The sequence below is a fragment of the Nocardioides sp. Z30_9 genome (assembly GCF_058215735.1).
In genome coordinates this window covers 383,681-396,165 of record NZ_JBZAJF010000001.1, presented here as the reverse complement: position 1 = coordinate 396,165, position 12,485 = coordinate 383,681, and the positions used below count along the sequence as shown (strand labels likewise).

15 protein-coding genes are annotated in these 12,485 nt (G+C 68.7%); 3 read left to right on the top strand and 12 right to left on the bottom strand.

The genetic code is table 11. The features are described 5' to 3' along the window. Positions 1–485: 485 nt before the first annotated feature. Positions 486–965, bottom strand: a complete 480-nt coding sequence (locus AC4BGB_RS01990; protein WP_490544290.1) for an Imm8 family immunity protein — start codon at positions 963–965, stop codon at positions 486–488. A gap of 116 nt (positions 966–1,081) precedes the next feature. Here AC4BGB_RS01990 and AC4BGB_RS01985 point away from each other — a divergent pair, with 116 nt between their 5' ends. Continuing rightward, positions 1,082–1,483 carry a hypothetical protein gene (locus AC4BGB_RS01985; RefSeq protein WP_490544289.1) on the top strand — a complete coding sequence of 134 codons (402 nt, stop codon included), beginning with the start codon at positions 1,082–1,084 and terminating at the stop codon, positions 1,481–1,483. A 66-nt stretch (positions 1,484–1,549) separates the two neighbouring features. On the opposite strand, the gene AC4BGB_RS01980 is transcribed toward AC4BGB_RS01985, so the two are convergent. The 7 genes from AC4BGB_RS01980 to AC4BGB_RS01950 form a co-directional block, all read right to left on the bottom strand. Then, positions 1,550–1,879, bottom strand: a complete 330-nt coding sequence (locus tag AC4BGB_RS01980) for a hypothetical protein (protein ID WP_490544288.1) — start codon at positions 1,877–1,879, stop codon at positions 1,550–1,552. A 148-nt stretch (positions 1,880–2,027) separates the two neighbouring features. Next, complete coding sequence (locus AC4BGB_RS01975; protein ID WP_490544287.1) at positions 2,028–2,312, bottom strand: HigA family addiction module antitoxin; 285 nt, start codon at positions 2,310–2,312, stop codon at positions 2,028–2,030. 17 nt (positions 2,313–2,329) lie between these two features. Next, the gene (locus tag AC4BGB_RS01970) at positions 2,330–2,608 is read right to left on the bottom strand and encodes a type II toxin-antitoxin system RelE/ParE family toxin (RefSeq protein ID WP_490544286.1); all 279 of its coding nucleotides are present in this window, start codon (positions 2,606–2,608) and stop codon (positions 2,330–2,332) included. Between the two features lie 95 nt (positions 2,609–2,703). Next, a complete protein-coding gene (locus AC4BGB_RS01965; protein ID WP_490544285.1) occupies positions 2,704–3,399 on the bottom strand; it encodes an MBL fold metallo-hydrolase in 696 nt (231 codons plus the stop codon). Between the two features lie 5 nt (positions 3,400–3,404). Further along, positions 3,405–3,833 (bottom strand): cupin domain-containing protein, encoded by a 429-nt coding sequence (locus AC4BGB_RS01960; RefSeq protein WP_490544284.1) that lies wholly within the window; start codon positions 3,831–3,833, stop codon positions 3,405–3,407. Positions 3,834–3,851: 18 nt separating this feature from the next. Then, positions 3,852–4,778, bottom strand: coding sequence for a CDP-diacylglycerol--serine O-phosphatidyltransferase (gene pssA / locus AC4BGB_RS01955; protein ID WP_490544283.1), 927 nt, complete (start codon positions 4,776–4,778; stop codon positions 3,852–3,854). Beyond that, positions 4,745–5,431 (bottom strand): phosphatidylserine decarboxylase, encoded by a 687-nt coding sequence (locus tag AC4BGB_RS01950; protein WP_490544282.1) that lies wholly within the window; start codon positions 5,429–5,431, stop codon positions 4,745–4,747. Before AC4BGB_RS01950 ends, pssA begins: the two co-directional genes overlap by 34 nt. 124 nt (positions 5,432–5,555) lie before the next feature. Here AC4BGB_RS01950 and uvrA point away from each other — a divergent pair, with 124 nt between their 5' ends. Both uvrA and AC4BGB_RS01940 read left to right on the top strand, forming a co-directional pair. Continuing rightward, the gene (gene uvrA / locus AC4BGB_RS01945) at positions 5,556–8,501 is read left to right on the top strand and encodes an excinuclease ABC subunit UvrA (RefSeq protein ID WP_490544281.1); all 2,946 of its coding nucleotides are present in this window, start codon (positions 5,556–5,558) and stop codon (positions 8,499–8,501) included. A gap of 35 nt (positions 8,502–8,536) precedes the next feature. Continuing rightward, the gene (locus tag AC4BGB_RS01940; protein WP_490544280.1) at positions 8,537–8,998 is read left to right on the top strand and encodes a Rieske (2Fe-2S) protein; all 462 of its coding nucleotides are present in this window, start codon (positions 8,537–8,539) and stop codon (positions 8,996–8,998) included. On the opposite strand, the gene AC4BGB_RS01935 is transcribed toward AC4BGB_RS01940, so the two are convergent. Genes AC4BGB_RS01935 through AC4BGB_RS01920 form a run of 4 tightly spaced genes read right to left on the bottom strand, consistent with a single transcriptional unit; the run spans position 8,999 to position 12,384 of the window. Further along, positions 8,999–9,409, bottom strand: a complete 411-nt coding sequence (locus AC4BGB_RS01935; protein WP_490544279.1) for a universal stress protein — start codon at positions 9,407–9,409, stop codon at positions 8,999–9,001. It lies immediately after the preceding gene. Further along, on the bottom strand, positions 9,406–10,227 hold the full coding sequence (locus tag AC4BGB_RS01930) for an ATP-binding cassette domain-containing protein (RefSeq protein ID WP_490544278.1): 822 nt from the start codon (positions 10,225–10,227) through the stop codon (positions 9,406–9,408). Before AC4BGB_RS01930 ends, AC4BGB_RS01935 begins: the two co-directional genes overlap by 4 nt. Beyond that, positions 10,224–11,261 (bottom strand): ABC transporter permease, encoded by a 1,038-nt coding sequence (locus AC4BGB_RS01925; protein WP_490544277.1) that lies wholly within the window; start codon positions 11,259–11,261, stop codon positions 10,224–10,226. The genes AC4BGB_RS01930 and AC4BGB_RS01925 overlap by 4 nt, the downstream gene beginning before the upstream one ends. Before the next feature lie 25 nt (positions 11,262–11,286). Then, positions 11,287–12,384 carry a substrate-binding domain-containing protein gene (locus AC4BGB_RS01920; protein WP_490544276.1) on the bottom strand — a complete coding sequence of 366 codons (1,098 nt, stop codon included), beginning with the start codon at positions 12,382–12,384 and terminating at the stop codon, positions 11,287–11,289. Positions 12,385–12,485 lie beyond the last annotated feature (101 nt).

The following is a 12,485-nucleotide window of genomic DNA, read 5'->3' as shown; positions in this document are numbered from 1 at the left end:
CGAGCGGCCTTGGGTTTCGCCCCCATGCCCGAGAGGCATATCGAGATTGTCAGGAACTTGCGCTGAGAACGCGTTGCTCCGCGTCTCCAGGGGTAACGCACTCATCTGCCGCGATCCGCGCGGTAGTCCGCAACGGGGGAAGTAGATCAGGCGTCGGTCGGATTGTGTTCTGAGCCTGATCGCGCTTCGAACCGCTCCCGTACGAAAAGTACGGCAGCACCGGCCAGCCAAACCAGAGCCATCCACAGTGGCGACCCGCCACTCCAGTACGTCGCTAGGTGCGCGAGGCCACAAACCAGGTAGATGATCCAGGAACGCGGCCAAAGGCGGCTCACAAGCGATCGTTGCGGGGGCCGCGTCAGCGTCACGTCTGAAGTATCTCTCTTGCTAGGTAGACCCGGCGCCCCAGACGGTGAGATTCGGATATCTAGTGGGTCGTCCGGATCTGCCGCGATCCGCGCGGTCATGGCGATGAGCGGGCGTTGCTACGCCCGGTACTCGTCGTGCCAGAACGAGCGTTGAAGCCTCGGCAGGCCGACCCGTTGGTTCAGTTCCTCATCGTGCTTGTAGTCGTACTCCCATGGCAGGTGTCGCCCGATGCGGGCTGCAACGGTCTGCCAGTCAGGACCTGGACTCATCGCGGTGGCCAGCCGGTCAACGGCAGACTCGAAGGTCACCGGTGACCACGCCTTCATGAGCCATACCCCGTGAACGGGCAGCACATCCCCGCCCGGTAGAACGTCGTCGGCGAACCCGGTGCCCCACTGAGCGACGCTGAATCGCTCAGTGAACATGCTGGGAGAACACACGATGCAGTCGAAGGAGTCCGCTTCTTCGCGGTCCGCTGAGCCGATGAACACTTGCGCCTCGACCCCGAAATGTGTCGCCCCTGGGTCGGGCGCAGAGCCCTGCCACCAGTGGTAGCTGACTTCCTTGACCTCGGCGATGACTCCTGTAAGACCCATGCCGTGAGTCTGGCAGCGGCAGCGCGGATCTGCCGCGATCCGTGAACGTCATGCCGAGAGCCGGACGTTTGCTTCTGGAGCACCAGTGAGTCTGGTGGGCACCTTAGGGTGCACGGGTGACCAGGCCAGCGGAGAGCGCACAACGCGAGTGGGATTTCTTCTCCGGGTTCATCGACCCCCTGGTACGAGAGTTGTTGGCAGTCGATGACCCTTGGGGGGCCTATCAACGAGCGAACGCGGTGCGCGGGCTCCTGACCGACACGTCGCCCGGAGGGTCGTGGGACTTCCCGCACACGGGCGTCGTTTACGTCGCATGGTCCGAACTCGCTGACCTGTACGCGACGGGCAAGACCCCCATCGCCGACGCACACGCCACTCTGCGAGTGGCGGCCACGAGGTGGCTCGACCGTCCAGAGAAGCCCGCCGCAGGTTTCGTCGAAGAGTGGGTGGTGGAGTCCTCCGACGCTGTAGGGACGTTGTTCGAGCGAGACGGCGACTCTTGGCGCGACCCTCGATAGAACGTCCTGACATGCCGCGATCCGCGCGGTCATGCCGATGTCGGATGGTCTGTAACCGGTGAGTCGTCAGACAGCGTCTATGGACTCCACGTGAAAGTACGCCGTGATTCGGCGACCCTCGGTAACGACGATGACGCCGCCTTCGCCCACGCGCTGCGGAGGCACGTTGTCCTCGAGCAGCCACTGGGCATCCGCCTCGGACCGCCACGCTGCACGGTCCCGCACGCGGAGCACCACCGATGCAAGCCCCGAGTCGACTGTCGCCGGTGGAACGAAGCCCGTTGCGGCGTAGTCCTTGTCGGCTGGGGTCGGTGGTGGACCGGATTCCCGCCCACCCTGTTCTGGCGTCAGCCACACCACGTATCCGTGGAACGGCAGAGGCTCATCGAGGCGCACACCAAAAGTGTTATTCAAATCGAGGCGCTACGCACGGGTCTTGCAAGAACGCACTCATCTGCCGCGATCCCGCGCGGTCGCTGGAGTGCATCCTCGTCGTGAGCCCGCCATGGTGGCGGCGTCGATGATCTGGGTTGCCGGCCTCGAGCTAGGCGACTGGTTGCAGGCGGCGGACCTTGGGAGTGCCAGCGGCCCGCTCGGTGGCGAGGTCGTAGGCCGCCTGCATGGCGAGCCAGGCGCGTGCGGTTCCCACGCCGGCCTCTTCGAGGCGGACGGCGAGGTTGGAGCTGATCCGGGCATGACCGTGCAGCACGCGGCTCAACGTCACACGGGAGATGCCGAGCCGTGAGGCGGCCTCGCTGACGCTGAGGCCGATGTCGGCGAGCACGTCCTCACGCAGGATCTCGCCGGGGTGGACGGGGTTCTTCATCATGGGCCTCTCCTTCCTGTTCAGTGGTAATCCTGATAGTCGACCAGTTCGACATCCGATTCGATGAACCGGAATGTGATCCGCCAGTTCCCGTTCACCCACATCGAGTAGTGCCCGGACAAGTCGCCCTTGAGCCTGTGGGTCCGGAACGATGGGATCGCCAGGTCGTCGAGGCTTTGGGCCACGTCCAGAGCCGAAAGGATTCGGAGCAGCTTCGGGACGTGGTCGGCTTGGACGCCCTTCTTCACACCGTCGCGGTACAACTTCTCAAGCCCCTTGTGCCGGAAGCTCACGATCACTCTCACACTGTATCGCGTAACGTGACACGATACAACGATGTTCGCCGCTGCCCGCTCGCGCCCTGTTCCTGCCGGATGCCCTGGTGTCGGGCGCCCTACCAGCCGCGCTCGCGCCACTCCTCGAGGTGGGGCCGCTCGTTGCCGAGGACGGAGTCGTTGCCGTGGCCGGGGTAGAACCAGGTCTCGTCGGGGAGCCGGTCGAAGACCTTGGTGCTGACCTCCTCGACGAGGGTCTGGAACGCCTCGGCGTCGCCGAAGGTGTTGCCCACCCCACCGGGGAAGAGGCTGTCGCCGGTCCACAGGTGCGGGGTGCCCTCGGGGTCGTCGTACAGCAGCGCGATCGAGCCGGGAGTGTGCCCGACGAGGTGGATCACCTCGAGGCGGCAGTCGCCGAACTCGATCGTGTCACCGTGCTGGACCCGGTCGTCGACCGTGACGCCGGTCTGCTCGGTGATCGCGTCCGAGTCGGGCTCGCCGGCCACCACGACGGCGCCGGTCGCGGCGACGACGTCGGCCAGGGCGCGGTGGTGGTCCCAGTGCTGGTGGGTGGTGATCACCTTGCTCAGCCCGCCGTCGCCGATCAGAGTGCGCAGCCGCTCCGGCTCCGCGGCCGCGTCGATGAGCACCTGCTCGTCGGTGGCGCGGCAGCGCAGCAGGTAGCAGTTGTTGGACATGTCCGGGTCCACCGCCAGCTTGGAGATGATCAGGCCCGCGAGCTCGCGGGTGTCGGGGGGACCGCCGGGGGAGACCTCGCCGGAGTAGGGACCGCTGTCGCCGATGCTCGCTGCCATGGGGGTCAGCCTAGGGCGAGCTCGAAGTCGGCGAAGTCGAAGCCCGGGGAGACGAGGCAGCTCACCAACGCGTCGTCAACCCCCGGCAGGGTGCGCTGCCAGACGCCGGCGGGCACCAGCGCCTGGGTCTGCTGTCCGGCGGCGTGGTCGGTGCCCACGGTGGTCGAGGACTCCGGAGACGGTGTGGGGCCGGAGCCACCCAGCTCGAGCGTGACGCTCCCGAGGTGGGCGAGCCAGATCTCGTCGGAGGCGACCCGGTGCCACGCGGAGCACTCGCCGGCGGGCAGCAGGAAGTGGATCAGGGTGGCGGTGGGCCGGGCGCGCCCGTCGGGGAGTACGACGGTCTCCGGCGCCGCCCAGGACTGCCGGAACCACCCGCCCTCCGGGTGCGGTGCCAGGTCGAGTGCTGCCGCGAGCGCGGGTCGGTCGTCCATGGGCCCACAGGCTAGGGGCTAGAGGGGTTCCGTCTCGACGTCGTCGACGATCGGCAGGAACACCGACTGCAGCCTGGTGCGCGGCGGGGCCACCGACTGGGGCCCGAAGACCCGGGCCCGCAGGGGCGCGGTGCACACTCCGAGCGGCGCGGTGAGCAGGTAGGCGCATGCGACCACCAGCCCGGTGGTCGCGGCGTCCACCGCCAGGCCCACCACCAGCGCGGCGCCCAGGACGGTGGTGACCACGCGAGCCTGGCGCGTGTCGGGGGCGAGCAGGCCGCGGAACGACCGGAACCGGACGGTGGTGATCATCAGCAACGCCGGGATGATGCTCACGGCCACCGGGACCAGCATCCACGGGCCGTGCTCGGGGGTCCCGAGCCCCAGGATGGTGGCGATCACCACCAGGGTCGCGCCCGGGCTGGGCAGCCCGACGAAGTACTTCTTGTCCGCCATCGGGTTCACGGTGACGTTGAACCGGGCCAGCCGGAACGCCGCGCACGCCAGCCAGAAGAACGCGGACAGCCAGGCGATCACCGGGTTCTCCGGCAGCGCCCACGTGTGCACCAGCACGGCCGGGGCCAGGCCGAAGGAGACCAGGTCGGCGAGCGAGTCGAGCTGTACGCCGAACGGGGAGGTTGCTCCGACGAGACGCGCCACGGCGCCGTCGGCGATGTCGAGCACGATCGACCCGGCCAGCATGATCGCGGCCCAGTGGAACTCGTCGGCGAACGCCAGCAGGATCGCCGAGAACCCGCAGGCCATGTTCCCGGTGGTGAACATGCTGGGTGCGGTGACCCGCAACCGCTCCTTGGGGTTCAGCTGCCGCAGCGAGACGACCTCGGCGCCCGAGGGGGACTGCAACCGCCAGCGGTCGAGCAGCCGGCGGTTGGGCTTATCCGCAGCGCGGCTCAGGGGGTGCTCCCGCGATCGGGGGAGGACCACCGTGCGATCACGGTCTCGCCCGCGACGGTGCGGTCACCCTTCTGTGCCACCAGCTCGACGCCGGGCGGGACGAAGACGTCCATCCGCGAGCCGAACTTCATCAGCCCGATGCGCTCGCCGGTCCGCAGCACGTCGCCGGCCTGCACCCGGGTGACCACCCGGCGCGCCACCAGGCCCACGATCTGCCGGAACACCACCCGGCGCTCCTCACCGGCCACGGTGTCGACCAGGGTGATCTCGCTGCGCTCGTTCTCGGTGGCGCTCTCGAAGCGGTAGGCCGCGTGCCACTTGCCGGGGCGATAGGTCACTTCCTCGACCCGGCCGCTGTAGGGCGTCCGGTTGATGTGCACGTCGAAGACCGACAAGAAGATGCTGATCTGCTGCCACTGGCCGGCGGGCGCGACCCCGACCTGGCCCGGCCCGGCGTACATCACCAGGCCGTCGGCGGGCGCCACCACGAGGTCGGCGTCGACGGCTTCGCGGTCCGGCGTACGGTCGGGGTCGCGGAAGAACGCAGCCAGCGCCACCGGCAGGGCCGTCAGTGCTCCCGCGGTGCGGCGGTGGCCGGTCAGGGCGGCAGCCAGGGCGGGTACACAGCCCACGGCGACGGCCGAGACGGCGGCGCGGTCGATGTAGCGAATGAGGGAGGACACGGTTGAGCAGCCTAGATGCTGGGTATTCCCGGTGCTCTGGCCACCCGCTCCACGGCTTGCCATCTCCGCTAGGATGGCGAACACTTGTTCGAACAACTCGTATCCACAACAGGGGTCTCATTTCGTGACGGATCAACTGGTCATTCGGGGTGCGCGTGAGCACAACCTCAAGGACGTCTCCCTCGATCTGCCTCGCGACTCGCTGATCGTCTTCACCGGCCTCTCCGGCTCGGGCAAGTCCAGCCTCGCCTTCGACACGATCTTCGCCGAGGGCCAGCGCCGCTACGTCGAGTCGCTCTCGGCGTACGCCCGCCAGTTCCTCGGCCAGATGGACAAGCCCGACGTGGACTTCATCGAGGGCCTGAGCCCTGCGGTCTCCATCGACCAGAAGTCCACCTCGAAGAACCCCCGCTCGACCGTCGGCACGATCACCGAGGTCTACGACTACCTCCGCCTGCTCTACGCCCGCGCTGGCCGCCCGCACTGCCCCGTCTGCGGCGCCCCGATCGAGCGGCAGACCCCGCAGCAGATCGTCGACCGGGTTCTCCAGCTCGAGGAGGGCACCCGGTTCCAGGTCCTCGCCCCGGTGATCCGCGGCCGCAAGGGCGAGTACGTCGAGCTGTTCCGCAGCCTGCAGTCCCAGGGCTTCAGCCGCGCCCGCGTGAACGGCGAGACCGTGCAGCTCGCCGACATGATCGACGGCCCGCCGAAGCTGGAGAAGCAGAAGAAGCACACCATCGAGGTGGTCGTCGACCGGCTCTCGGCCAAGGCGTCCTCCAAGCGCCGGCTCACCGACTCCATCGAGACCGCCCTCAACCTCGCCTCCGGCCTGGTGATCCTGGACTTCGTCGACCTCGACGACAAGGACCCCCAGAAGGAGATGCGGTTCTCCGAGAAGATGTCGTGCCCCAACGAGCACGACATCGAGACCGACGAGCTCGAGCCGCGCTCGTTCTCGTTCAACTCGCCCTTCGGTGCCTGCCCCGAGTGCCACGGCATCGGCACCCGACTCGAGCTGGACCCCGAGCTGGTGATCTCCGACCCCGGCGCCACCCTCGGCGAGGGCGCCATCGGTCCGTGGTCGGGCGCACACGTCCGGGACTACTTCATCCGGCTCCTCGGGGCGCTCGGCGACGAGCTCGGCTTCGACCTGAACACGCCCTGGGAGGACCTCCCCGCGAAGGCGCGCAAGGCGATCCTCGAGGGCCACTCGACCAAGGTGCACGTCCAGCACACCAACCGCTACGGCCGCAAGCGGTCCTACTACACCGCGTTCGAGGGCGTCCGCCCCTACATCGAGCGCCGCCACCGCGAGGCGGAGACCGACACCAGCAGGGACCGCTTCGAGGAGTTCATGCGCGAGGTGCCCTGCCCGGTCTGCCACGGCACCCGCCTCAAGCCCGTCTCGATGGCGGTCACCCTGGGGGACAAGGACGCCGGCGGGCTCAACATCGCCGAGGTGTGCCGCCTCCCGATCGACGAGGCCTCGGCCTACCTCAACGGCGTGGAGCTGTCCTACCGGGAGCGCCAGATCGCCGACCGGGTGCTCAAGGAGATCCAGGAGCGGCTCCGGTTCCTGCTCGACGTCGGCCTGGACTACCTCTCGCTCGACCGTCCCTCGGCCACCCTGTCGGGCGGCGAGGCGCAGCGGATCCGGCTGGCCACCCAGATCGGCGCCGGCCTCGTCGGGGTGCTCTACGTCCTCGACGAGCCCTCGATCGGCCTGCACCAGCGCGACAACAAGCGACTGATCGAGACCCTGGTCCGGCTCAAGGAGCTCGGCAACACCCTGATCGTGGTCGAGCACGACGAGGACACGATCATGGCGGCCGACTGGGTCGTCGACATCGGGCCCGGGGCAGGCGAGCACGGCGGCCAGGTGGTGCACTCCGGCACCGTCAAGCAGCTGCTCAAGCACCGCGACTCCGAGACCGGGCTCTACCTCTCCGGCCGCAAGTCGATTCCCGTCCCCGACGTACGCCGCCCGGTGACTCCGGGGCGTGAGCTCAAGGTCCACGGCGCCCACGAGAACAACCTGAAGAACGTCGACGTCGCGTTCCCGCTGGGGTGCTTCGTCGCGGTCACCGGGGTGTCCGGGTCCGGCAAGTCCACGCTGGTCAACGACATCCTGTACACCTCGCTTGCCAAGCAGATCTACAACGCCCGCACCGTCCCCGGACGGCACCGCAAGATCACCGGCGTCGAGCTCGTGGACAAGGTGATCCACGTCGACCAGTCGCCGATCGGGCGTACGCCGCGCTCCAACCCGGCGACGTACACCGGGGTCTGGGACCACGTCCGCAAGCTGTTCGCCTCCACCCCGGAGGCCAAGATGCGTGGCTACCTCCAGGGCCGGTTCTCGTTCAACGTCAAGGGCGGCCGCTGCGAGGCGTGCTCCGGCGACGGGACGCTCAAGATCGAGATGAACTTCCTGCCCGACGTCTACGTCCCGTGCGAGGTCTGCCACGGCGCGCGCTACAACCGCGAGACGCTCGAGGTGCACTACAAGGGCAAGACGGTCGCCGACGTGCTGAACATGCCGATCGAGGAGGCGGTGGAGTTCTTCGCCGCGATCCCGGCGATCTCGCGCCACCTGACCACGCTCGTCGAGGTCGGCCTCGGCTACGTCCGTCTCGGCCAGCCGGCCACCACCCTGTCCGGCGGCGAGGCACAGCGGGTCAAGCTGGCCAGCGAGCTGCAGAAGCGGTCCACCGGACGCACCGTCTACGTGCTCGACGAGCCCACGACCGGCCTGCACTTCGAGGACATCCGCAAGCTGCTCGGCGTGCTGTCCAGCCTGGTCGACAAGGGCAACACCGTCCTGGTGATCGAGCACAACCTCGACGTGATCAAGACCGCCGACTGGGTCGTGGACATGGGCCCCGCCGGAGGGAACAAGGGCGGCACCGTGGTCGCCACCGGCACCCCGGAGCAGGTCGCGGCCCACGAGGGCAGCTTCACCGGCGAGTTCCTCGCTCCGCTCCTGGCCGGCACCGCGCGCACCCCACAGCCGGCGCCCAGGAAGAGCAGGGCGGGCGCAAAGGCCCGCAAGGTTTCCTCCAGCAAGTAAGGTTGAAGCGACAACCACACCTATCTGGAGGTCAGATGTCACAGAGCAGCGATGCGACAACAGGGAAGGCCTCGCGCCGGACTCTGGTCACGGGGGTCGTCGGACTCGGAGTGGGCGTTCCGCTGGTGGCCGCCTGCGGTTCGGACTCGAACGACGGCGGGTCCACGGGGTCCGGGGGCACCGACGGGCAGGGGAGCAGCACCACCTCCAGCGGCAGCATCGCCAAGACCTCGGAGATCCCGGTCGGCAGCGGCAAGATCTACAAGGCCGAGAAGGTCGTGGTGACCCAGCCGACCGACGGCGAGTTCAAGGCGTTCAGCGCGATCTGCACTCACCAGAACTGCCCGGTGACCAAGATCGAGGGCGACGAGATCGAGTGCACCTGCCACGGCAGCAAGTTCTCGATCACCGACGGGTCCGTGATCGACGGCCCGGCCGAGCAGCCGCTGGACAAGCTGACGGCCACCGTCGACGGCGAGAGCATCAGCGTCAGCTGATCAGCCGCCCGCCTTGACGGTGAGGACGGGACAGGTCGCGTCGAGCAGGACGTGCTGGGCCGTGCTGCCGAGGAGCAGCTTGCCCACCGGCGTACGCCGCCGCAGCCCGAGCACGATCAGGTCCGCGGAGGAGCGCAGCGCCGCGCCCAGGAGGACCTCGGCGGCGGGCCTGGCGTCGTTGAGCTGGAGCACCTCGTGCTCGACCCCCGCCCCGGTGAGCTCCTCCTCGATCGCGTCGAGGTCCTGGCCGCTGGCATAGCTGGGGTGCGAGTTGTCCCCGAGGTGGCCGGTGTTCACGACCACGACCCGGGCACCGCTCTCCACGGCCGCCTGCTTGGCGTACTCGAAGGCGGCCTGGCCCTCGGGGGAGGGCAGGTAGCCGACCACGATGGTGCCGACGAGCTGGCTCATCGCACGCTCTGCTCGTCCTCAGGCACCGTCATCGCCCCGGTCATGATCGCCACGGCGTCCTGCATCGAGTGCGACTCGGGGGTGATCACGGCCGCTCGGCCGCCGAGGCGCTGGATGTGGATCCGGTCCGCGGTCTCGAACACGTTGGGCATGTTGTGGCTGATCAGGATCACCCCGAGGCCCCGGTCGCGCAGGTCGCGCACCAGCCGCAGCACCTGCTCGGTCTCGCGTACGCCGAGGGCGGCCGTCGGCTCGTCGAGGATGGCGATCTTGCTTCCGAACGCGCCGGTGCGAGCGACTGCCACGATCTGGCGCTGGCCGCCTGAGAGGGTCTCCACCGCTTGGTTGATGTTCTGCAGGGTCGAGATGCCGAGGCTCTTGATGTGGTCGGAGGCGTGCTGGCGCATCGCCTTCTGGTCGAGCATCCGCAGCACCGACCCCGCGAAGCCCTTCCGCCGGATCTCGCGGGCGAGGTAGAGGTTGCTGGCGATGTCGAGCGCCGGCGCGACTGCGAGGGTCTGGTAGACGGTCTCGATCCCCGCAGCCCGAGCCTCCTGCGTGGACCGGAAGGCGACCTCGCGGCCCTCGACCTTCAGGGTGCCGCGATCGGGGACCATCGCGCCGGACAGGCACTTGATCAGCGTCGACTTGCCAGCGCCGTTGTCGCCGATCACCGCCAGCACCTCGCCGGGGTACAGGCGCAGGTCGACGCCGCGCAGGCCCACCACCCGGCCGAACAGCTTCACCAGCCCCTGCGCCTCCAGGATGGGCTGGTCCGCGCTCCGGGCCGCCTGGGTCGCTCCTCGGGTCTCGGTCATGCCTTCACCCTTCTGATCCACTGGTCCACCGAGACCGCCAGGATCACCAGGATCCCGGTGGCCAGCACCTGGTAGTTCGGGTCGACGCCGGCCAGGGCGAGACCGCTGTTGAACACCTGCACGATCAGGGCGCCGATCAGCGTGCCGATCACCAGCCCGCGGCCGCCGAACAGGCTGGTGCCGCCGATCACCACCGCCGTGATGCTCAGCAGGTTGTAGTTCAGGCCGGCGTTGGGGTCGGCGCCACCGACCCGGCCACAGACGATCCAGGCGGCGACGCCGACGGTCACCCCGGCGACGACGTAGGCGCTGAGGAGCACCCGGTCGGTCGAGATGCCCGCGAGCCGGGAGGCCTCACGGTCGTCGCCGGTGGCGTAGAGGTGCCTGCCCCAGGCGGTGTTGCGCAGCGCGAACCCGACCACGGCGTAGAGCACCAGCATCAGCACCACGCCCCAGGTCACGCTGACGTTGCCGATGCTGATCGTCTCGCCCGTCCACACCAGGAAGGCGTCGGGCGGCAGCGCGATCGTCTGGCCCGCGGCGTAGAGCAGCGAGATCGCGGTGAAGATCGAGAAGGTCCCGAGGGTCACGATGAACGGCGGCAGGTTCAGCCGGGTCACCAGCAGCCCGTTGACCAGGCCGGTGAGGATCGCGACACCGATCCCGATCAGCAGCGCGATCGGCCCGGGCACCCCCTGGTCGGCGTTCAGCTTCACCATCACCAGCGACGAGAGCACCATCGCCATCCCGATCGACAGGTCGATCCCGGCCGTGAGGATGATCAGCGTCTGGCCCACCGCCAGCGCGCCGACGACCGCCACCTGCTGCACCAGGAGCGAGAGCGCCTGCGGCCGCAGGAAGTTGTCGGCGACGATGCCGAAGATGATCACGCCGAGCACCAGGACGATGAGTGGGCTCAGCGCCGGGTTGCCGTGCAGGACGTGCTGGACGCGTTGAGCCGGTGTGTGCCGCGTGGGCACCAGGTCGTCCGCCGAGGCCGGTGCCTCGGCGGTCGATGACCTTTCGTCGTTCACGGTGCGCTCCTCTTCTCGTCCAGCCCTAGTCGCCCCAGCAGGCCTTCTTGCCCTCCGCCACGGTCTGGCTCTCGATGCCCTCCAGCGGCTCCGCGGTGACCAGGGCGGTCCCCGTGTCCAGGAACGTCTGCCCCGCGTCGAGGGACGGCGCGTCCTCGTCCTTCGCGATGGCGGTGACGGCGGAGACGCCGAGCTGCGACATCTTGCCGGGGTACTGCGTGGCGTCCGCGGCGAAGATGCCCTTCTCCACGTCCTCCATCCCACGGCAGCTGCCGTCGATCGAGACGATGAACGCCTTGTCCTCGTGCCCGTCCGCCTTCAGGGCGCTGTGGGCGCCCTCGCCCGCGGGCTCGTTGATCGTGTAGACCACGTTGATGTCCGGGTTGCGGGACAGGCACTGCTCCATCGCCTGCCGGCCGCCGTCGACGGCGCCCTGGGTCGCCTGGTGGCAGGCGATCTCGTAGGTCCCACCCTTGCCGCCGGTGTAGCGCCCGGACTTCTCCTCCTTGGCGTTCAGCGTCTTGCTGCCGGGATCGATCCCCATCCCCTCGAGGAAGCCGTGGTCGCGGTCCACGTCGACGGAGACCACCTGGTCGTCGTAGAGGTCGAGCATGGCGATCACGGCCGGCTTGCCGTCGAGTCGCTGGGCGGCGTACTCCCCAATCAGCCGGCCGGCCTTGAAGTTGTCGGTCGCGTAGGTGAGGTCGGCCGTCTTCGGAGGGTCCAGGGGCGTGTCCAGCGCGATCACGAACAGCCCGAAGTCCTTGGCCTGGCGCAGGGCTGCGTTGACGGCGGGGCCGTTGGAGGTGATCAGGATGCCCTTGTCGCCACGGGCCATCGCCGTGTTGATCGCGTTGATCTGGGTCTGGGTGTCCCCGTCGGCGTTGCCGGTCGCGACCGAGAGCCGTGCGCCGGACTTGCGTGCCTGGGCGCTGGCGGAGTCCTTCATCGCCACGAAGTAGGGGTTGCTCTGCGTCTTCAGGATCAGCGCGATGCCGGTCCGGTCGTCGCTGCCGCCGCAGCTGGAGAGGAGCCCGGACACGAGCAGGGACACCAGTAGCAGGGCCAGGGCCACGACTGCCCGCCGTGGGCCCGAGTCACCACCACGCAGGACAGTCGGCATCCGAGGGCCTCCAAGCTCCACCTTCAGGTCTAGCCCCAGTGGGGGAGTCGCGCAACCCCCCCGGCCACCACGGGTACGGCGCTGTCCCCGGGCCCTCGTAG

Coding starts and splice junctions, on each gene's coding strand:
- AC4BGB_RS01930 (WP_490544278.1), bottom strand. CDS start 10,227: ATGACCGAGACCCGAGGAGCGACCCAGGCGGCCCGGAGCGCGGACCAG.
- AC4BGB_RS01920 (WP_490544276.1), bottom strand. CDS start 12,384: ATGCCGACTGTCCTGCGTGGTGGTGACTCGGGCCCACGGCGGGCAGTC.
- AC4BGB_RS01990 (WP_490544290.1), bottom strand. CDS start 965: ATGGGTCTTACAGGAGTCATCGCCGAGGTCAAGGAAGTCAGCTACCAC.
- AC4BGB_RS01940 (WP_490544280.1), top strand. CDS start 8,537: ATGTCACAGAGCAGCGATGCGACAACAGGGAAGGCCTCGCGCCGGACT.
- AC4BGB_RS01960 (WP_490544284.1), bottom strand. CDS start 3,833: ATGGACGACCGACCCGCGCTCGCGGCAGCACTCGACCTGGCACCGCAC.
- AC4BGB_RS01965 (WP_490544285.1), bottom strand. CDS start 3,399: ATGGCAGCGAGCATCGGCGACAGCGGTCCCTACTCCGGCGAGGTCTCC.
- AC4BGB_RS01975 (WP_490544287.1), bottom strand. CDS start 2,312: ATGATGAAGAACCCCGTCCACCCCGGCGAGATCCTGCGTGAGGACGTG.
- AC4BGB_RS01935 (WP_490544279.1), bottom strand. CDS start 9,409: ATGAGCCAGCTCGTCGGCACCATCGTGGTCGGCTACCTGCCCTCCCCC.